This is a genomic window from Aequorivita sp. Q41 (genome assembly GCF_039831855.1).
In the GTDB taxonomy this organism is placed as follows: domain Bacteria; phylum Bacteroidota; class Bacteroidia; order Flavobacteriales; family Flavobacteriaceae; genus Aequorivita.
Genome location: NZ_JBDPMS010000001.1, coordinates 884661 through 905129 on the forward strand (window position 1 = coordinate 884661; position 20469 = coordinate 905129).

Sequence of the window (20469 nt, forward strand, 5' to 3'; positions counted from 1 at the left end):
TTTCTTTTCAAAATTATGCCCGATAGGGAAACAGCTGCAAATTTAAGGTTTATTAGAAGAAGTAAAACCCTATAATTTAAAAATTTGGATGTAAAAGATTTCCGGAATAAAGGACCCAAATTAGAGAAAGAATGGCAGCGATATTAATTGCATAGCCAAAAAATTTCATTTGTTTAATAGTATAGGGGTTATCTTTAAAAAAGATAAACACATCTAAAATTAACCACAATGTAACTAATGCTAAAAATGATGAAAGCACCCAGTCATCAAACCAAAATTTTAAAATATACGCTTCAAAAGCCAAAAGAGAAATCATTAAAAATTTTGACTTTTTTCTTCCTATTAAAACTGCAGTAGTTTTCTTTTTCGCCAAAATATCTGGCTCAATATCCATAATCTCTCCCGCAATATGTGCTTGATAAGCGAAAAGCGTCAAGTAAAGTATGGTTTGCCAAGAAAGCATATCTAGATTGTTTAGATGAATGCTAAAAAGCGCTGTAAAAACATATCCTACTTGGAAAAAAATTTCGAATGGCGGGCGTTCTTTAATTCGAAAGGGCTTGTAGTTATAAGTGATATATACAACAATCATAAACAGCAATAAAATAAAAAGCTGCGTACCGCCTACATATGAAAAATAGCATAGAAACGGCACAATGATAAAAAACAAGGACCTAGGGACACTTGCTAATTCTTCTTTACTGAATTTAGCGCCAAACAAATAATTACCTTTTCTTGGATTTAAAAAATCTGCTTTGCCATCTGTAAAATCGTTGAGCCCATAAAGCATACAGTTTAATGGAAAAGTAACAAAAATTAAACCAGACCAAAATAAAGGCTTCTCCCAAAAATTTGAAGATAAATTAAAAGGAACAAGATAAATCCAAACGGTTGAAAACCAAAGACCTGGTCTAGAGATTTTCAATAAATTAAGTAACTTAGGTATAATTATCAAAAAGATTTAGAAACTTCAAATAAAATGTTAGTATAACAAAACTGAAACTTTCAGCGTTGTTTAACACAAGATACAAAATTACTTGTATTTTTACAGCAAAATTAATAAAACTCTATGAGTTCTTCTTTTGAAAAATATCAAAAACGCAGGTTGATTTCCTCTTATTTTTCAGTGGTAATCAGTATTTCATTAGTGCTTTTTCTTTTGGGCCTGTTAGGCTTACTCGTTTTGAATTCAAAAAAAGTAGCCGATTACTTTAAAGAACAAATTGCTATAACTGTTTTCTTAAAAGACAGCGCAAAAGAAGTTGAAATCACCCAACTTAAACAAAGTCTCGCCTTAGCAGAATACACAAAAAGCGCAGATTTTGTTTCTAAAGAAGCTGCTGCAAAGGAACATCAAGAAACTTTAGGCGAAAATTTTATAGAATATCTAGGTGAAAATCCACTTCAAAACAGTTTAGATGTTTACATTTTGGCAGATTATGTTACGCCACAGAAAATGGAGGAAATCACAAACGAGCTAAAAAGCAAAGATTTTGTGGACGATGTAATTTACGACAAACCTTTGATTGCACAGCTTACTGAAAACGTAAAACGCATTAGTTTTTGGGTTTTGGTAATTAGTGGAATCTTTACTTTTATTGCGGTATTACTTATTAACAGCAGTATTCGCCTTTCAATCTACGCAAAAAGATTTACCATAAAAACCATGCAAATGGTGGGAGCAACCAAAAAATTTATCCGCAAACCTTTTGTCTGGAAAAGTGTTCGATTTGGAATTATTGGGGCGCTTGTAGCAATGACAGGCATGGGCTTGGTGCTCTATTACCTCAACCAAAGTTTTCCACAATTACAATTATTGAGCGACCCAATTTTGCTTTCCATACTCTTTGCTTTTATCCTTTTAATGGGTATACTAATCACCTGGTTAAGCACCTTTATTGCCACACAACGATTTTTGAACCTTCGCACAGATGATTTATATTATTAATTACGGTAGCCTAAAAGGCTAAAACTTGTAACTTTGAACCTGAAATCTTATTAATAATGGGAGAAAAAAAACGTAAAGAAGAAGTAAAAGCAGAATTTGTTTTTGAAAGAAAAAATTACAAATTCATGCTTATTGGCATTGCCTTTATCGCTTTTGGTTTTATATTGATGACGGGGGGCGGAAGTGATGACCCGAACGTGTTTAATCCTGCTATTTACAACTGGCAACGCATCCGTTTAGCTCCTGCATTGGTTCTTTTAGGATTTGCAATTGAAGTATATGCCATTTTATTGAAACCAGATAGCAAAAAAGACAACTAGTGGATTATTTAGACGCAATTATACTCGGTGTAATTCAAGGTTTTACCGAATTTTTACCCGTATCATCTAGTGGTCATCTTGAAATAGGAAAAGCAATTTTAGGTGACACTTCAGTGCCCGAAGAAAGTTTACTTTTTACGGTAATCTTACATTTCGCTACTGCTTTAAGCACCTTGGTAGTTTTCAGAAAAGACATCATTGAAATATTCAGTTCCATCTTTAAATTTCAATGGAATGAAGAAACACAATTCGCTTTAAAGATTATACTTTCAATGATTCCAGCCGTACTTATTGGGCTGTTTTTTGAAGAAGAGCTCGAGTCATTTTTTGGAGGTAACATTGCCTTTGTTGGTGCTATGCTTATTGTAACCGCCTTACTTCTCTGGATGGCAGATCGCTCAAAAAACACTGGAAAACCAGTAACCATAAAAGACGCAATCATTATCGGGATTGCCCAAGCTTTAGCAATGTTACCTGGAATTTCCAGAAGTGGCGCCACAATATCTACTAGCGTATTGTTAGGAAACGATAAAACCAAAGCCGCACGATTTTCATTTTTAATGGTAGTTCCATTAATATTTGGGAAAATAGCAAAAGACCTTTTAAGTGGTGAAATTTCGATGCACAACACTCATATGGGAGTTATGGGAGTAGGATTTGTTGCTGCTTTTATCTGTGGCCTTATTGCTTGTACTTGGATGATTTCATTAGTCAAAAAAAGCAAGCTACGCTACTTTTCAATCTATTGTGTTCTTATAGGTGTTGCTGCAATAATTACAAGTTTTTATAGTTAATGACTGCTGAAGACTACAAAGAAGGTCAAGTAATTTTGATAGATAAACCGCTGGAATGGACCTCTTTTCAGGCAGTTAATAAAGTACGGTGGTTAATCCGGAAAGCCTTTGAAATAAAAAAAATTAAAGTTGGTCATGCAGGAACACTCGATCCGTTAGCAACAGGACTTTTAATAATCTGCACAGGCAAATTCACAAAAAAAATAGACACGTTTCAAGCACAAGAAAAAGAATACACGGGAACTTTTACTTTGGGAGCAACCACGCCAAGTTATGATTTGGAAACTGAAATTGACAACACTTTTAATATTTCAGAAATTACTTCAGAAAAAATTTATGAGGCTACCAAACAGTTTTTGGGGGAAATACAACAACAACCGCCTATTTTTTCAGCTTTAAAAAAAGAGGGAAAACGCTTGTATGAATTTGCCCGTAATGGGGAAGAAGTTGAAATTCCATTTAGAACTATTACCATTTCAGAATTTGAAATAACAAAAATAGCGTTGCCTAGAATAGATTTTCGTGTCGTTTGTAGCAAAGGAACTTACATACGCTCATTAGCACACGATTTTGGAAAAGCATTAAACAATGGCGCCCACCTTTCTGCACTTCGAAGAACTAAAATTGGAACTTTTTCTGTTAAAGACGGAATTGGAATTGAAGAATTTGAAGCTGCTTTGCCAAGTTAAAATATCGCCAATATCTCTTAATATTTAAGTGTTTATGTGGATTTTTGTTCAAAAATTCAGTACTTGCAACAAATGAATTTTAAGTATTCATATAGGGCTTTTCTTATAACTTCTCTGCTTACCGGCAGCTTGGTATTATTTCTATTTAGTGTCTCGCTTTCTAAAGTACAAGAAGAAAACAATGAAGAAACTTATGATGTGGTTATGGCTCCCGAAGAAATAATCCCTGAAGAACTTGCTATTGCTGAACGTACTCCGGAGAAAGTAAAAATAGAAACCAACCGCGCCTACAATGAAGCTGAAAAATTTATTTCTTCCATAGAAAATGAAAACCAAGAATTAACAGAAACCACAGAAGGCAAGCTGCAACAAATGAGTGATGCTATAGAAGAAGCTAACAATAGTTGGAGCAAAGGAATGTCTTTTACAGAAAAACCTAAAAAAGAAAAAAAAACTAAATTTTCTAATAGTGAAAGTGCTAAAAAAAACGAAGCTGTTGTAAAAGGCGGAAATAGAAATACGACAATTAGTTATCAGCTTGTAAAAAGAACGGCAATGGATTTACCTAACCCAGTGTATACATGCTACGGTTCAGGAAAAATTGTTATAAATATTGAAGTGAATAGTCTAGGGAAAGTTGTAAAAAACTCTTACAATAAAACGGCTTCTACCACCGGCAATAGTTGTTTGATTGATGCTGCATTGGACTATTCTAAACACGCGCGCTTTAATACAGTTGCTTCCAAAGCAAGTCAATTAGGAACCATTACCTTTAATTTTCCGGGGCAACAGTAAAAAACAAATAGTGGCTGTTATCCGTTTTTTTTAAATAAGTATAAATTATGAATTCAGAAAAAAAACGTTGTGCTTGGTGTGGAACAGACCCTCTTTATGTAAAGTACCACGATGAGGAATGGGGCACCCCTGTAAAAGATGACGAAACACTTTTTGAATTTTTAGTTTTAGAAACATTTCAAGCGGGATTGAGTTGGATTACAATTCTTCGAAAGCGAGAAAATTTTAGAACTGCATTTGACGATTTCAACTACAAAAAAATTGCTAAGTACGACCAATCAAAAATTGATTCGTTACTTCAAAACGAAGGGATAATTCGCAACAAGCTAAAGGTGCATTCAGCTGTTTCGAACGCGCAGGCTTTTATGGAAATTCAAAAAGAATTTGGGACTTTTAGCAACTATATTTGGGACTTTGTAAATCATAAACCTATAAAAAACGTTTTAAAATCACATAAAGATGGCCCCGCAACCACTCCATTAAGCGATGCTTTAAGCAAGGATTTAAAAAAACACGGCTTTAAGTTTGTTGGCAGTACCGTTATGTATGCGTTTATGCAGGCCACAGGAATGGTTAATGACCATATTGACAGTTGCTTCCGTTATAATGAAGTTTGATTATTTCAGTTGAGAATTATAGTTTAATTACTTTTTTATAAATTTTCCCAAAATCGCCTTCAAAAGTTATAAGTAAGGTTCCTTGCCAATTTTGATTAAGACTTAAGGTAATCTTTCCATTTCCGTTTTCAACTTTAGCTTCGTATAATTTTTGCCCTAAAAGGTTATGAATTTTTACATTTATTGGTCCTGGAATAGCATTCATATTAAAAGAAACTTTTTCTGTCGTTGGGTTTGGATATGCCGCTGAAATATTATTCTGCGCCCACTCGTCTACAGAAAGCAATTGTGCTTCAAGGGTCCAGTATCCTTCTGGCGCAACGATTGGACGATTTAATTCTTTTCCTGAATTTGCTTTAGCCCATATGTAATATTCAATATTCACAGGATGGCCTGGAATGGTTAAATCTGCTGCCCAATTATCGCCAGTTGTGGGAGCCATTGCAATTTCATTATAGGTACTAGCACCTTCTTCTCTCCAAAAAACTTTTGCTTGTGCCACTCCTGAAATATGTTTTATCATAGCTTCAATAGTAACGGTGCTGCCTGTGCTGGCGTTATCAATGGGTTGATGTACAATCCAGAGTGGTTCTGCAACCCCAATAGTATGTGTTATACAGTGTATTGCTCCAGATAAATTAATGAGGTTTTCCCCAGGATTATCCACATCTATACCCACCACATTATACCCGGGCAATAGCTCTTGGTATTTTGCCAATGCAGGCGCATCTACAGCGGCACGGTACGTTGGCACCATAATGGTTTTATTTACAAAAACGGCATTACTAAATGTATTATAAGGTCCGCCAGAATCTGGATAATTACCGTTTATACTTGGCGGAGAATCTATCCATTCAATAGTATATGGAGTACCAAAAGGAGATTGAAAATTATCCAAAACGTATTGGATATTTTCTTCAATTTGTGGCCCATCTGCAACTCCAGGAGGGTATTTACTAACTAAAATAGTTTCTTCATCCAGCAATTTCATATGCATATCTATATGATGAATCTGATCATAAGGAAGGGTCGTCATCTTTATAAACCGATTAATACCCATATACTCTTGCATAATTCCATCTATTTGAGCCTCCGTTTTTACACTTACACCATATGGATTTCCAGGAGCATTTTCTTCTAAAATTAATTCAGATGCAAAGGCATTTCCCATACCATCACTCATATAATTTCCGCCGGTATTTACCAAATCATTGGTGCCAGAATTGGTCGTATACAGTGGAATTCCCGCTTCATTGGCATGTGCAATTGGCATAACATCGTCGTTAGGGCGCGGACGATTGTATATCCAATCTGTTAAAGCAAGCTCCCCAACATCGTTAGAATAAATTGTATTTCCCGCATAATCGCGAATCCAAATACTATCCCAAGGAACATTAATAAACGACACATTTGTTAAATCTACCCCATTGGCAGTTAGATAATTTGCTACAGAAGTTTCATTTTGAGTGGTGATTATCACCTTACATTCCTCCACTCCAGCCTGTACTATTTGCCGAAGAATATTTGGGTATGAAGGCATCCAAGTTACCAATAAATATTCTACCTCCTCCCACTCTGCTGCAGCTCTAACAGGCCCTGAAGGGGGTAATGTAAGCTGCGGATTCTTAAATTGAAAATCCGAAATAAGGGCTTTCTCTGATGCCGTTAGCTTATGGGAAAGAATTGGTTTCTCTTGTGAAATAGCAAATGTTGTTTGCAATACCATCAGTAGAACCAATAGGTATTTTGGGTAGTTATTTTTCATTGTATTAATAAATAGTGGATTACGAAGATAAGGCTTTAAGGTATTTGTTAAAAACAGTTTGTAATATTTAAATGAAACCATTACTATTTTTGAATGCTAAACACCGTTAATCGTTGATTCCGTATGTTCATCGAAAATATTGCATTTTTTTATTAAAACAAATCCACAGACAACTAACTATCTTATTTTTATAGCTTCAAAATAATTAACCTTAATAAAATATAATATGCAAGCTAGAAAGCTTCTAAGACCTTTCATTTTAATTTTGGCAGTAACTTCCATACTCTCTTGTAGCAAAGATGATACTACCATAGAGCCAACCGCTACAATAATTGGCGAATGGCAAAGAAGTGATGTTAATGAAGCATTTGAAAACAAACTAACTTTTAATGATGACAATACAGGTGCCGAGGTTAATTGGGAATCAACTTTAGAAGGTCAAATTTCTAGTCTTAGAGCATTTAATTGGACATTAAACGAGAGTACTATAAATATTAATTTTGACGGAGAAATAATTACAAGCAAGTTTTATATTAATTCTGATGGCCAGCTATATTTAAATGAAATTACGAATTTATATTTTATCAGACTCAAGTAATTTAATAACAGTATAAAAACAAATCCTTCTAAAGTTAAACTCTTAGAAGGATTTGTTGTGAAAATAAGATAGGGCTTCATATTATTTTAATAACTAAAAAGCTGTTACCCATACAAAGGAATAAAAAGCGTATATTTTTCACTTTATTTTACCCTTCCACATCAATTGTAATATTGTATTTGGTTAATAAACCCGCAACTGTCGAAAAGGAAAATTTAGCTCCATTTATATTATTATTTTCCGGATCTATCGAAAACTCATAAGAACTTCTAAAATCAACATCTTTTAAACTTGTGTTGCTGAATACTGCATTCTGTAGGTTGCAATCATTAAAATTTGCTAAATGTAAATTACATTCAGAGAAATCAACTTCTAAAAATTTGCAGTTGTTAAACTTCGTTTTAGGTAATTTAAGTCCATAAAAGCTGGAATAATTTAACTGAGAGTTATCAACTTCTATTGAAAACCCAAAAGTATCGCATTTCTCAAAATGAAGTCCAAACATTTTACAATCTATAAAAACCACTGATTGAAATCCAGTTTTATTTAATTTTGCTGAGCTCAAATTGCAATTTTTAAACTCACATTCTATAAATCTTATTAGGGATAAATCAATATTTGAGAAATTACAGTTTAAAAAAACACATAATTCGTAATCCCCTTTTTCAAGGCTGTCCTTGGAAAAATCGACACCTTCAAAAGTCTGTTCTTCAATAAATTGACGCTCCATTTGTTATCTTTAAATTTAATTAAAACGTGCTCCGAATCTTAATTATTAGTTGGAAGAAGTACGTTTAAAAACTCCGCTCTTTCAATCTCCTCCGCCCCCAAACTCTCCAAATGTTTATTATGAATTTGACAATCAATAAGCTTATACTTATTAGCTTTTGCGTATTCTGAAAGCTGATAAAATGCTACTTTTGATGCATCACTCACCAAACTAAACATACTTTCACCACAAAATACTTTTTTCTGCGGAAGATCAACACCGTAAAGTCCGCCAACCAATTTATCATTTTCCCAGACCTCAACAGAAATAGCATGAGCTGCTTTGTGTAAAGAAATATATGCAGCTTGCATTTCCGAGGTTATCCAAGTACCTGCCTCGCCCTTTCGTGGAACACTAGCGCAAAATTTAATAACCTCCGCAAAATTTTGATTGAACGTAATTTTAAACTTCTTGCTTTTTATAGTTTTTTGTAGACTTTTAGAAACCTTGAATTTTGTAGGAAACAGAACCATGCGTGGGTTTGGGCTCCACCAAAGTATAGCTTCTCCAGTTTCATACCACGGAAATATTCCTGAGTTATAGGCTAGCATTAATCGCTCAACAGATAAATCGCCTCCAATTGCCAGCAAACCCTCTTCAGTGGCTTCTTCTGGATTTGGAAACCCTATTTTTTCAGTTAAAAAATGCATCTTTCAAAATTGCTAAAAAATTCTTCATAAAAAAACCTCGAAAAGACGCTAAATCTCCTCGAGGTTTTTCCTTTATATATAATTAATTAAAACGGAAGATCGTCGTGATCTTCTTCTTTAAAATCATTTGCTGGCTCAAAAGCTTCAGCTGGTGGCATAGGTGGCATTCCAGCATTACCTGCTGCTGCTTGCGATAAATTTTCAATACGCCATCCTTGAATGCTATTAAAATATTTTGTTTCTCCTTGTGGATTCACCCACTCACGCCCACGAACATTGATGCTAACTTTTACGTCTTGCCCAACCTTATAACTATTTAATAAGTCTGTTTTATCCTGTACAAATTCAATCATTATTGTTTGTGGATACTGCTCCTCGGTGGTAATTACCAGCTCTCTTTTTCTAAACCCATTACTACCATACGTTTTAGTTTCATCTATCACTTTAATTTTTCCTTGTAGTTCCATCTTTTTTAATATTTATTCTTTAATTTTTATGTGCTTAATTATTTTATTGAAAAGAGCATCCTATCTAATGGTTGGGCTTCTACTTTCCTAGCAAAATTTTCCACGCTTCCTCAACTTTTCCATCGCATAAATAGCTTTGTGCCTTCTGGTGAATTGCTTCAATATTTTTACTTGCGCAAAGGTTTTTTAGTTCTGCTGAAGTATTTATAAAGGTATCAATTTCTTTTGAACTCGGAAGCCTTTCTACATTGCCCAACATTCCTAAATCGTTGCCTGTTAGTGTTTTGCTATTTTTAATTTCATCCGGCAGTAAATCCACGCCAATACCCAAAGTTGATAAAGGTTTTGGTACTTCAAAAAGCCCAGCTTTAGCGCGGCTGTACCAATTGCCACCAAGCCTTGAAACAGCATCGATTTTAATAGGGTCTATATTGCCCGCTGCATCAAGAATTTCTTCTTTTATATGAATTTTTACAACTTCACAGATGACCAAATTACCTGCTCCGCCTTCGGTTCCAAGGGCAATAACATCATTCACTTTACATTCTAATTGTACAGGAGCTTCTGCAACGCGTGGGGGTTTTACAATATCGGAGGCCAATTCTGTAAATCCTGCTTTTTCAAATTCATTTACACCTTTAGCATATTCGGTTGAAGAGAGAGACATTTGTTGCACCATCTCAAAACTTACAATGTTTATTACCACTTCGGGCAGCTCTAAAACATTTTCGTAGGTGTGCTTTGTAGTATTATCGCGGCCACGCCTAGCTGGTGAAAATATTAAAATTGGCGGTTTTGCGCTAAAAACATTAAAAAAACTAAAAGGTGAAAGATTCACCTTTCCTTCTTTGTCAATAGTACTTGCAAAGGCAATTGGTCTTGGTGCTACAGCCCCTAATAGGTAACCGTGCAACTTTCCTGTGGTTAATTCGTGTGGTTCAATAGAAATCATTGCTTGCAAATGTACCCAAAGATTATAGCTTGTAAAAACTTGATTGTACAATAATATCAACATATTTGCTTTATATTTAAACAGGAAAAAAAATCTTTATGTTGAGTAACAAAACGCTGTCTCGTTGGGGTTTTATTATAGCCTCCCTACTTATTATAAGTCTGATTTTGTGGAATACGTATATTTTCTTTAACCAATTAAAGGAAAATGAGCGTACTAAAATGGAGATTTGGGCAGCTGCATATAATGATTTGCTTCAAAATTCGACGGTTGGCGAAATGATTTTAACAGTTATACAGAGCAATACTAGTACGCCAATGATTCTCTATACTGAAAAAGAAAAAGTCTATACCCATCGAAATATTGACTCTTTAGATATAAATTCTATCGAAAAAAACCAGAAGCTGATAGCACAATTTTCATCAGAATACACCCCTATTGAAATTAGAACCGAAGATGAATTATTGTCAACAATATATTATGGGAACTCCCCCTTAATTAACAAACTAAAGTACTATCCTGCATTTTTAATTTTAATAATTTTTCTTTTCATTTTAGCTGTATATCTTTTTTATAAAACTTCAAAATCTTCCGAACAAAACCGCCTTTGGGCAGGAATGGCTAAGGAAACAGCGCATCAAATTGGTACGCCCTTATCTTCCTTAGTGGGGTGGGCAGAAATTTTGAAAACGGAAAATGTGAATCCAGAATATATTTTGGAAATGGAGAAAGATATTACCCGTTTGGAAACCATAACCGATCGTTTTTCAAAAATTGGTTCTATTCCAAAATTGGAACGTTGTGATTTAGTTTCGGAAACAAAAGCTACTTTTCATTATTTAAAAAAACGCAGTTCGAAGCTTATTGAATTTCAACTCCATATTCCTGAAGACCCGATTTACGTTCAAATGAATCCACAACTTTTTAGCTGGACACTCGAAAATTTAGTAAAAAATGGCATCGATGCCATGAAGGGAAAAGGGGCAATACATATTGCAATTGAAAAAAATTCAAAATTTGCATTGGTACACGTTACCGATACTGGAAAAGGACTTACAAAAAGTGAATTTCGGAAAATATTTACGCCTGGCCATACCACAAAAAAAAGAGGTTGGGGCTTGGGGCTTTCATTAGCAAAGCGTATTATTGAGGAATATCATAATGGGAAAATTCGTGTTTTAAAAAGCATTCCCAACCAAGGCACTACAATGGAAATTGCCTTAAAGACTGAAAATTCAATATGAAAAAAAAGCTGCTAACACTTCATACTGCCCGTTTAAACAACAATTGCCCTACTTGTTTTGGAACAGATGGGTTAGAGTTTACGTTTGTTCAAGAAAAAACAGAAACCCTTTTTTTTAAAAAACCAGCAAAACAGATAGATAAAAAACTGTATTGCCATACGTGTAAAAATATAATTTACCCCGTAAATTGGACGGAAGATATTGAACGTGTATATGCGTACAACAAAAAAATAGCGGAAACCAATAAACACTATTTAAAGGTAAAACCGCTATTTTATATTTTAATTATCACAGCACTTATTGTGGTTGCTGCAATTGCCTATATTTTAATCTCTAATCTCTAATTAAGATTTCAATTTTTCAGAAATCAATTCTGCTAAAGCTTCAAATTCTTCTGAAGACATTTTTACCTTTTTAGTAAAGCGCATATCATCCATTTCATTTAAAGGAATAAGGTGAACGTGTACATGTGGCACTTCTAGGCCAACAACCGCCATTCCAACACGTTTACAGGGAACGGTTTTTTCGAGTGTGCGAGCAACTTTTCGTGAAAACTGCATTAATTGTAAATACATATGCTCTCCCATATCAAAAACCTTGTCTATTTCCTGCTTTGGAACACAGAGTGTATGCCCCTTTGCATTTGGGTTTATATCCAAAAAGGCGATGAAATTATCATCTTCAGCAATTTTATAACACGGTATTTCTCCTTCAATTATTTGTGTGAAAATAGAAGCCATAATTAATCTCTTGATATTTCTAGGATTTCAAATTTAAGAACCCCATTTGGCACATTTATTTCAGCCACTTGTCCAACTTTTTTTCCTAACAATCCATGACCAATAGGGGAATCGACAGAGATTTTCCCTGTTTTCAAATCAGCTTCACTCTGAGCAACTAGTTTATAAGTCATTTCCATGCCGTTGGTTTGATTTTTAATCTTTACGGTAGAATGCACTAAAACCTTACTCAAATCTAGTTGAGATTCGTCTATTAAACGGGCGTTTGCAAGAACTTCTTCAAGTTTTGAAATTCGCATTTCTAGCATTCCTTGAGCTTCTTTCGCGGCATCATATTCAGCATTTTCACTTAAATCTCCTTTATCGCGGGCTTCAGCAATTGCATTAGAAGCTTTAGGTCGCTCTACGTCACGTAGGTAATCTACCTCTTCTCGCAATTTTTTTAATCCCTCAGCAGTGTAATAAGATACTTTACTCATAACTTCGTCGTTTGTGTATGCAGAACATACATATTCTTTAATATAATAAAATCCCGACTATAGACGGGACTAACTTTAATAAACTGAAAAAATCCCATGCGATGACGGGATTGTTTTCAACAAATATACTAAAAATTTACTTGTTCTATTATTTGTTGTAATTTCGGTCTTAAAATTTAATAGTTTCCATGAAAAAAATAACGTTCCTTCTTCTAATTAGTATGCTTACACTTTCTTGTTCAAAAAATGATGACAAACAAGAACGCAATCCATTTTTAACAGATCCACTAGTCAGTTTAAATTTAAATTTAAACCTCCCTGAATACAATGCCTTAAAGTTTCCTGGTAGTTCAATTACTACCAGTCAAGGTATAAAAGGTATTGTTGTTTTTTGCGTTAGTGAAACACAGTATTTTGCTTTCGATCTTACAGACCCAAACCACATTCCAAGCGATTGTTCGCGCATGGAAGTGGATGGTCCAATTGCCACTTGCACTTGCCAAGATGACGATAATGAATACAATATCGTCAATTTAGGAAGGCATACTACCGAACCGGATGCTAAATACCCAATGCAGCAATACCGTGCCGTACGGAGTGGCAATAGTATTTTAATTAGCAACTAATAATTTTAAAATTTTACTGTAGCTCCAACTAAGAAGTTAATTGTTGCCTGCGGATAATATCCAGCTCCTTCAACTGTAGTAACAGTTCCTGGGTTGCTAAAATCATCATCGTAGGTGTAAAAATAGCCGTTAGAGATATATTCCACATTAAAAATATTGTTCACCAAAGCCGAAAAAACAACTTCCTTTATCCACGGAAGACCATCAACTGTATAGGCAATATTTAGGTCGTTGATAAAGTAACTTTCCAGTTTCGAAGCTTCACTATCAATATTACCCATATACTGCTCTCCTACAAATTTTGAAAGAAAACCTAGCTGTAATTTCTTTATCGGTGAATACTCTAGCATATTTCCAGCAACTACGGAAGGTGAAAACGAAGTATTTGTGTTCCCTAAATTCACCAATTCCCCATCACGTGATGTAACAAAATCTACATTTTTATTAGTGCTTAAAGCAATGTTAGGAAGCGCTCTCAAGTTTTTTAATAGCTGTATTTCGGCATCTACCTCTACCCCTAACCTATAACTTTTTCCCGTACTGGTTCGCAAGGCAGCTCCTACATCGTTTAATTCGCCAGAAAGCACTAACTGATCTGTATAATTCATATAGAAAACATTGGTATTAACTTTCGCTTTTTCTGAAGCAAAACGCCAACCAAGTTCAAAATCATCTAATTTTTCTGGCGTAATTATGCCTTGTTCATAATCGTTTCGAGAAGGTTCACGATGTGCTTTTCCATATGAAAAATAAAATTGATTTGCAGGGTTCAATTTATAAGTTAATCCCGCTTTTGGATTAAAGAAAGAGTAGCTTTCATCAACATTCATTGCTTCCAAATCTGAAGTAATTCCAGAAGTTTTATAATTTAAAAACCTAGCTTGTAAATCTCCAAAAAAGCTCCATTTTTCATTCACTCTATACGTTGCTTTTGAAAAAACGGTAAATTCACTTTTTGTTCCATTTCCTTCATAATAACGATCTCTAATTTCTGAATTACTTGCATAACGTGCCCAGATTACTTCACCATAATGGTCGCCAGTGTAATAACTGTAAAAAGCGCCACCGGTAAAATCAATTGTATTGTTTTTATAATTTACGTTCGCATTTGCAGCATAAAAATCGTTATCTAACCATCTACGACGAATCAAATCTGTTGTATTTATTATGTCTCCACCCATTTCTATTGGATCAAAACCATAGGTTTCAAAATCCTCATCTTCTTTATATTGTTCAAAATACCCACGCCCTTTTGTATAATTAAAAGAAAGATTGGTACTCCAAGAGGTATTAAAGCGCTGATTCCATAGCAATTGATAATGATCTTGCGCATAATCATCTACTTCATTATCATAAAACTGTGTATTCCCGTTTTCATCCGTGTACTCTCCCACAGTATTATAGGTACGGTCATTTTTAAGTTTTTCGGGATCTTCCAAGCCATTCCATGACTGATATGTTATTTCATGACCCCCAAAAGCAAGCGCTTTAATCAAGGTATTTCTATTTACATAAGCTCCTTGCAAAAAATAGGATTTTAAGTCTGAACTGGCTCTGTCAATATATCCATCAGACTGAATAGTAGACACCCTTCCTGCTAATTCAAAATGATTGGAAAGCAAGCCAGTGCTGAACTTTACATTATGTTTGTGTGTATTATAACTTCCGAAGGAGTTTGCAATTTCGCCATAACTTTCATTTGAAACGGCATCACTCAACAAGTTTAAACTCGCCCCAAAAGCACCAGAACCATTTGTAGAAGTACCAACCCCACGTTGTAATTGCAGGCTTTGCACAGAGGAGGTGAAATCGGGTAAATTAACCCAAAAGGACCCTTGACTTTCAGAGTCATTATACGGAATACCATTAAGTGTAACATTCACCCTAGAGGCATCACTTCCGCGAACCCTCATCGCTGTGTAACCCACACCAGCACCCGCATCACTTGTGGTAACCACCGATGGCAAATAATTGAGCATATACGGAATATCTTGCCCAAGATTTCGTTTTTCTAGCTCTTCCTTGTCTAGATTTGAGTGTGTAATTGGAGAATCGGCATTCACGCGGACGGCATGTACCAAAACTTCGTCCAAGGTTTCTGCTTTGGTGGAATCTTGAATCTTTTCTGGGAGTGTTTCCTGCGCAGAAACAGAAAGAAACAGTGCAGTAAATACTGCGGAAATCAATAACTTTTTCATTCGTAATATTTTAAATTTTACGAATAAAAGGGGCGTTATTCTTGTTAGTTAAATGGTTATAAAAAAAATCCCTGATAATAGTGCGTCGCGCATTATTACAGGGGGTTCCTATTTAGTATCCCTTGGCAGCATTACCCGCCCAGGTTCTTTGGGTATAATCTCAGCTTTCATAATTAAAAATTATTCCAGCACCCCTTTGAGATGTCCGGCAAAGATACAATTCATTTTATTTATTCAAGCTAAATTTTTATCATATCCTTAATACTTCGCTTTTTTATTACTCTTTACATTTGAAACATGGCAACATCCAAAAATAAGTTTACCTTAAAGATAATTCTCAGCTACCTCATTCTGGTAGCCTTAGCTTTTCTTGTTGGTGCTTTTTTGTATTCTGAATTTAAAAAATACAATACCGAAGCAAATGAAAAGCAAGGTGAAAAAAAATTTATTGAAACCGGAATGCTTATCAATTTAGTGTACGAAACCGATGGTTTTTCTAGGCTCGCACTTTTAACTGAAAGTGATGCTGATTTTGAAAAGTATATGTCTAAAACCGATTCTCTTTTTAGTAAAATTGAAGAAATAAAATTACTTAGTACCAATACTTTTCAGGTAAAACAATTGGATAGTGTAAAAAAATTAGTTGCAGAAAAAAATCGAAATATTGAGCAATTACGGATTCTTCGATTGACCAATAAAAAAGACACTTCCTTGGATGATATTATGCGTGAAGTGCGAAAACTAGAAGCTTCTATTGGTTTAAACTCGGTTGAATCAATGGTAAAAAACCCATCAAATCTTAGCAATCGAGATCGAAAAATTTGGCAAGCCTATGCCGAATATCTCAATAGCAGTTCGTTACGAGACACATCTACTGTAAAATCTAAAACTGTCGATTCCATGCTTACTGCTTCACGCTATATTGTTGCCGAAGCAAAAAAAGAAAACTCAAGAATTCGAGAATCTTTAATGCAAAAAGAAAATGAGTTAATTAAAAATGATCTTAATATCTCGGAACGTCTGCGGGAAATAATTGCCAGCTTTGACCGTGAAATTGCAAAAAATAATAACCTTGAAAAAAAACAACGGGCAGCCACTATTTCACGAACTAGTGAAATTTTAAAATTTGCAGGCATTCTGGGAGGGATTGTAGTGCTGCTATTTTCTTACTTTATATTATCAGATTTTTTTAAGGCGGAACGCTTTAAAAAAAATCTAGAAGAATCAAAAAACTATGCCGAATCCTTACTTAAAAGCCGTGAACAATTAATTTCAACAGTAAGCCACGATTTAAAAACACCCTTAAATACCATTAGCGGTTATTCTGAATTATTTGAAAATTCAAATTTATCTGCAAAACAAAAATATTATTTATCACAAATTACATCTAGCTCTCATTTTATTTCACATTTGGTTGATGATTTATTGGATTATTCAAAACTTGAAGCGGGCAAATTACCTATTGAAAGCATCCCTTTTTCACTAGAAAACATAATAGCCGATGCGGCAAATGCCGTTAAACAGCTCTACCTTCAAAAGCCAATTTCTTTAAAAATTTCATTTCCAGACGAATTAAAAGGAGCCTTTTTTGAAAGTGATCCATTACGCATTCGGCAAATACTAAACAATTTAGTTGGGAATGCATTTAAATTTACAGAAGCTGGAACGATTGAAATAAAAGTGGAAGAAATTGAAAAGCTTGACACACTTTCAAAATTAAAAATCGCTGTAATTGATACAGGAATTGGTATTTCACAAGAAAAGCAAGAACTTATCTTCAATGAGTTTACACAAGCTGAAACAGACACAGCTGCTAAATTTGGGGGGAGCGGCTTAGGATTAGCGATTTCTAAAAAACTCACCAATCTGCTTGGCGGAACACTTCAAGTTGAAAGCGAACTTAATAAAGGAAGCGCCTTTATACTTGTGCTTCCAATGAAAAAAACCACACGGATTTTATCTAAAAACACATCTGAAAAAGCTCAAACTTTACCCAGTTTAAAAGCAGTTATTATTGATGATGATGCTGCAATGCGCTCCCTTTTAACTGAATTTTTTGAGCAACTGAATATTTCTTCAAATACTTTTAGCAGTTTTTACAATTTCGCCAATTCCAAAGTAATTGACGATTTTGATTTTTTATTAACCGACATACAAATGCCAAATACTGATGGTTTCACTGTCTTGAAAAAATTAAAAAATGGAGAAGTTACTTTCTATAACGATCAACCTATTATAGCAATGACTGGAAGCAGAGAGCACAATAGTGACTTTTATTATGAAAAAGGATTTGCTGAAATGCTGTCTAAACCTTTTTCAAAAAAAGAGCTTCTCAGCGTTTTAGAAAAACTATTTTCTGCTAAAATAAATTCCTCAGCAGCACAAAATTGGAGTGAAAAAAGTCGAAAAAGTTCGGTGCAAACAGAAAAATATGACCTTTCTCTTTTAATTTCTTTTTTAAACACCCCGCAGGCGCTCGAAGAAGTTCTTGAAATATTTAGCAGTCAGTCTGAAAAGGATTTACAACACATAAAAAAATACATTTCAGAAAAAAACATTCAAGAAATCCAAGAAATAACTCATCGAATGCTAACTATGTTTCGTCAATTAAAAGCAAAAGAAGTAATTCCTATTTTAGAAAAAATGGAACATTACTCATCACAAAACACAGATGTTGTTAGCATGAAGATGGATTTTGAAAAGCTATCTATGAATGTTAGCGCTTTACAAAAAGCACTTGAAGTTAGAAAATATTAAAGCTCTATTTGGTACTGTTCAAGTTTATTATAAAGTGTTTTCCGAGTAATATTAAGCAATTTCGCAGCTTTAGTCTTGTTAAAATCTGCTTGTTTTAAGGCATTTAAAATAAGTCGTTTTTCATTACTTTCTTTTGAAAAATCTACCATTTGCTTTTCTTCCTTCTTCGCAAAAAGCACCTCTCTAGGAATCACTTCTAAAGGGATCATGGTTGCATTGGTTAATAAAACAGAACGTTTAATTACGTTTTTTAACTCCCGTAAATTACCAGGCCAGTTATAATTTTTAAAAGCTTCCTCAACTTCTTTAGACAGCCCCATTACCTCTTTCCCTAAAGCGGTATTTGCTTCGTTTAAAAAATATTCAATAAACAGAAAAAAATCTTCTTTTCGTTCCTGAAGCGAAGGAATATGGATAGAAAACTCGTTTAAACGGTGGTATAAATCTTCGCGAAATTTACCTTCAGCAACAGCCTTTAACAAGTCTTCATTTGTTGCTGAAAGGATGCGTACATCTACATCAATTTCAGTATTGCTTCCCACTGGTTTTATTCTTCGCTCCTGCAAGGCACGCAATAATTGAATTTGATTTTCATAGGAAAGGTTTCCAACTTCATCTAAAAAAAGTGTGCCGCCATCAGCTGCTTCAAAATGCCCTTTCTTATCATTTACAGCTCCTGTAAAACTTCCTTTACTATGGCCAAAAAATTCACTGGCCGCAATCTCTTTCGGAATTGCCCCACAATCTACTGCAACAAAATTTTTATCTTTTCTGTCACTATAATTATGAATAGCTTTTGCAGCAACCTCTTTTCCAGTTCCACTTTCACCCTGAATTAGCACACACATAGTTGTAGGGCCAACGAGTTTAATATAGTCATTAAACTTTTTAGAAGACTCACTAATTCCAACTACAAAATGTGGTTTCTCGTTATTGACATTCGCTGAGGGGCTTTGTTTTGTTTGTATCGGATTTAAAGCAGCATTATGTGAAAATTTTTTCTCAGAAGTTTCTGTTTTATGCGTATTTTCTTCAATAATCATAAGTAATTCTTCTGGACGAAAAGGCTTCGAAATATAATCTAATGCGCCTTTTTTAATAGCTTTAACAGCAGTATCTACTTCAGCGTAACCAGTCATTAAAATCACTTTAGTATTCGGCGAGGTTTTGTAAGTATACTCTAACAGATCTAAACCTGAATCATCCGGTAGTTTTAAATCTGTTATTAAAAATTCAAATGTATTTTGACTGATAGTCTTTCTAGCATTTTCACCTGTAAGGGAAACCGTAACCAGAAATCCTTGTCGTTCTAAAAAAGACGTAAGCATTTTACCAAAGGCTACGTCATCTTCAACTATATGTATTTTCTGCACCATTCCGTTTTATATGAACGTAAAAATAGTAAGGAAATAAGTGGGCAAACTTTAAAATTATCATAAAAAAAAGGTGTCCAAAATATGGACACCTTTTTCAGAAGTATTGAATCTAAAAATACCTACAGCTTACTGCTTCTTTGTTTCATTTTTAATCCACTCACCACTTGCATTTGCGTATGCAGTTGCAGCTTTTTTACCAGCTGTTGTAAGTTCGATTTTATATTCCCCATTGGCATTCACATAAGCTTTAGAGATGGTTGCACCGTTAAAATCTTTAGCTACTGCGTCTTTAACAGCTTGTGGTACTTCAGAAGTGTTTACTTCTTTATAATCTTGAACAGGTTCAGCAATTATAGCAGCATCTTGAGCAGCGTCCAAATTGCTTTCAACTTGTGCTTCAACAGCTGTTTGCTTTTGCTCATTCATTGCTGTTGGGTTCTTCTCTGTTTGCGCTGTTGCTGCGGTTAAACCTCCTAATACGATTGCTGTACTTAAAATTAACTTTTTCATAATGTTTGTTTTTGTTTTTAAAAAATATTTATTCGTTTCTAAGTTTGTTTGTTGCTCTGTATATAGAAAAAGTAATGCCATAGAACTTAAGCAGTATAACAATCAGTTAAAACGCTAAAAAACAGGATTTTAAAATTTTAAAGTTTTTTAAACTAAATAGAAAAGTGTGTAAAAT

22 protein-coding genes are annotated in these 20469 nt (G+C 34.4%); 11 read left to right on the forward strand and 11 right to left on the reverse strand.

The features are described from left to right. Window positions 1–76: 76 nt before the first annotated feature. Window positions 77–925 carry a UbiA family prenyltransferase gene (locus ABJ955_RS04160; RefSeq protein ID WP_347373339.1) on the reverse strand — a complete coding sequence of 283 codons (849 nt, stop codon included), beginning with the start codon at window positions 923–925 and terminating at the stop codon, window positions 77–79. A gap of 144 nt (window positions 926–1069) precedes the next feature. On the opposite strand from ABJ955_RS04160, the gene ABJ955_RS04165 reads away from it, so the two are divergent. From ABJ955_RS04165 to ABJ955_RS04190, 6 genes are all read left to right on the forward strand, one after another. Beyond that, on the forward strand, window positions 1070–1948 hold the full coding sequence (locus ABJ955_RS04165) for a permease-like cell division protein FtsX (RefSeq protein ID WP_347373340.1): 879 nt from the start codon (window positions 1070–1072) through the stop codon (window positions 1946–1948). A 56-nt stretch (window positions 1949–2004) separates the two neighbouring features. Further along, window positions 2005–2268: a DUF3098 domain-containing protein gene (locus tag ABJ955_RS04170; protein ID WP_347373341.1), complete on the forward strand. Its 264-nt coding sequence runs from the start codon at window positions 2005–2007 to the stop codon at window positions 2266–2268. After that, the gene (locus tag ABJ955_RS04175; RefSeq protein WP_347373342.1) at window positions 2268–3062 is read left to right on the forward strand and encodes an undecaprenyl-diphosphate phosphatase; all 795 of its coding nucleotides are present in this window, start codon (window positions 2268–2270) and stop codon (window positions 3060–3062) included. The genes ABJ955_RS04170 and ABJ955_RS04175 overlap by 1 nt, the downstream gene beginning before the upstream one ends. Further along, on the forward strand, window positions 3062–3751 hold the full coding sequence (gene truB / locus ABJ955_RS04180) for a tRNA pseudouridine(55) synthase TruB (RefSeq protein ID WP_347373343.1): 690 nt from the start codon (window positions 3062–3064) through the stop codon (window positions 3749–3751). The genes ABJ955_RS04175 and truB overlap by 1 nt, the downstream gene beginning before the upstream one ends. Before the next feature lie 72 nt (window positions 3752–3823). Further along, window positions 3824–4546 (forward strand): energy transducer TonB, encoded by a 723-nt coding sequence (locus tag ABJ955_RS04185; protein WP_347373344.1) that lies wholly within the window; start codon window positions 3824–3826, stop codon window positions 4544–4546. 47 nt (window positions 4547–4593) lie between these two features. Further along, window positions 4594–5163, forward strand: a complete 570-nt coding sequence (locus ABJ955_RS04190; protein WP_347373345.1) for a DNA-3-methyladenine glycosylase I — start codon at window positions 4594–4596, stop codon at window positions 5161–5163. A gap of 16 nt (window positions 5164–5179) precedes the next feature. Here the strand turns inward: ABJ955_RS04190 and ABJ955_RS04195 are convergent, their stop codons facing one another. Then, window positions 5180–6928 carry an agmatine deiminase family protein gene (locus ABJ955_RS04195; protein WP_347373346.1) on the reverse strand — a complete coding sequence of 583 codons (1749 nt, stop codon included), beginning with the start codon at window positions 6926–6928 and terminating at the stop codon, window positions 5180–5182. A 265-nt stretch (window positions 6929–7193) separates the two neighbouring features. Between ABJ955_RS04195 and ABJ955_RS04200 the strand changes: the two genes are divergently transcribed. Further along, on the forward strand, window positions 7194–7526 hold the full coding sequence (locus tag ABJ955_RS04200) for a lipocalin family protein (RefSeq protein WP_347373347.1): 333 nt from the start codon (window positions 7194–7196) through the stop codon (window positions 7524–7526). Between the two features lie 148 nt (window positions 7527–7674). Here the strand turns inward: ABJ955_RS04200 and ABJ955_RS04205 are convergent, their stop codons facing one another. The 4 genes from ABJ955_RS04205 to ABJ955_RS04220 all read right to left on the reverse strand — a co-directional run bounded on the left by ABJ955_RS04205 (window position 7675) and on the right by ABJ955_RS04220 (window position 10364). Continuing rightward, on the reverse strand, window positions 7675–8256 hold the full coding sequence (locus tag ABJ955_RS04205) for a pentapeptide repeat-containing protein (protein ID WP_347373348.1): 582 nt from the start codon (window positions 8254–8256) through the stop codon (window positions 7675–7677). A 38-nt stretch (window positions 8257–8294) separates the two neighbouring features. Next, window positions 8295–8945: a leucyl/phenylalanyl-tRNA--protein transferase gene (aat, locus tag ABJ955_RS04210; protein ID WP_347373349.1), complete on the reverse strand. Its 651-nt coding sequence runs from the start codon at window positions 8943–8945 to the stop codon at window positions 8295–8297. An 86-nt stretch (window positions 8946–9031) separates the two neighbouring features. Beyond that, entirely contained in the window at window positions 9032–9412 is a 381-nt protein-coding gene (locus ABJ955_RS04215) for a DUF3127 domain-containing protein (RefSeq protein WP_347373350.1), read from the reverse strand. Between the two features lie 79 nt (window positions 9413–9491). Next, on the reverse strand, window positions 9492–10364 hold the full coding sequence (locus ABJ955_RS04220) for a flavin reductase family protein (RefSeq protein ID WP_347374360.1): 873 nt from the start codon (window positions 10362–10364) through the stop codon (window positions 9492–9494). Window positions 10365–10462: 98 nt separating this feature from the next. On the opposite strand from ABJ955_RS04220, the gene ABJ955_RS04225 reads away from it, so the two are divergent. Both ABJ955_RS04225 and ABJ955_RS04230 read left to right on the forward strand, forming a co-directional pair. Beyond that, window positions 10463–11608 (forward strand): HAMP domain-containing sensor histidine kinase, encoded by a 1146-nt coding sequence (locus ABJ955_RS04225; protein ID WP_347373351.1) that lies wholly within the window; start codon window positions 10463–10465, stop codon window positions 11606–11608. Further along, window positions 11605–11952, forward strand: coding sequence for a hypothetical protein (locus tag ABJ955_RS04230; RefSeq protein WP_347373352.1), 348 nt, complete (start codon window positions 11605–11607; stop codon window positions 11950–11952). The genes ABJ955_RS04225 and ABJ955_RS04230 overlap by 4 nt, the downstream gene beginning before the upstream one ends. On the opposite strand, the gene ABJ955_RS04235 is transcribed toward ABJ955_RS04230, so the two are convergent. After that, window positions 11953–12348 carry an HIT family protein gene (locus tag ABJ955_RS04235; RefSeq protein ID WP_347373353.1) on the reverse strand — a complete coding sequence of 132 codons (396 nt, stop codon included), beginning with the start codon at window positions 12346–12348 and terminating at the stop codon, window positions 11953–11955. Between the two features lie 2 nt (window positions 12349–12350). Then, the gene (gene greA / locus ABJ955_RS04240) at window positions 12351–12827 is read right to left on the reverse strand and encodes a transcription elongation factor GreA (protein WP_347373354.1); all 477 of its coding nucleotides are present in this window, start codon (window positions 12825–12827) and stop codon (window positions 12351–12353) included. A 188-nt stretch (window positions 12828–13015) separates the two neighbouring features. Here greA and ABJ955_RS04245 point away from each other — a divergent pair, with 188 nt between their 5' ends. Then, window positions 13016–13453, forward strand: a complete 438-nt coding sequence (locus ABJ955_RS04245; protein WP_347373355.1) for a hypothetical protein — start codon at window positions 13016–13018, stop codon at window positions 13451–13453. A 5-nt stretch (window positions 13454–13458) separates the two neighbouring features. Here the strand turns inward: ABJ955_RS04245 and ABJ955_RS04250 are convergent, their stop codons facing one another. After that, on the reverse strand, window positions 13459–15651 hold the full coding sequence (locus tag ABJ955_RS04250; protein WP_347373356.1) for a TonB-dependent receptor: 2193 nt from the start codon (window positions 15649–15651) through the stop codon (window positions 13459–13461). A gap of 297 nt (window positions 15652–15948) precedes the next feature. On the opposite strand from ABJ955_RS04250, the gene ABJ955_RS04255 reads away from it, so the two are divergent. Next, window positions 15949–18408: an ATP-binding protein gene (locus tag ABJ955_RS04255; protein ID WP_347373357.1), complete on the forward strand. Its 2460-nt coding sequence runs from the start codon at window positions 15949–15951 to the stop codon at window positions 18406–18408. Here the strand turns inward: ABJ955_RS04255 and ABJ955_RS04260 are convergent. Both ABJ955_RS04260 and ABJ955_RS04265 read right to left on the reverse strand, forming a co-directional pair. Continuing rightward, window positions 18405–19784: a sigma-54 dependent transcriptional regulator gene (locus tag ABJ955_RS04260; protein ID WP_347373358.1), complete on the reverse strand. Its 1380-nt coding sequence runs from the start codon at window positions 19782–19784 to the stop codon at window positions 18405–18407. The two genes, ABJ955_RS04255 and ABJ955_RS04260, sit on opposite strands and share 4 nt — an antisense overlap. A 126-nt stretch (window positions 19785–19910) precedes the next feature. Then, window positions 19911–20294: a hypothetical protein gene (locus ABJ955_RS04265; protein ID WP_347373359.1), complete on the reverse strand. Its 384-nt coding sequence runs from the start codon at window positions 20292–20294 to the stop codon at window positions 19911–19913. Between the last annotated feature and the right edge of the window lie 175 nt (window positions 20295–20469).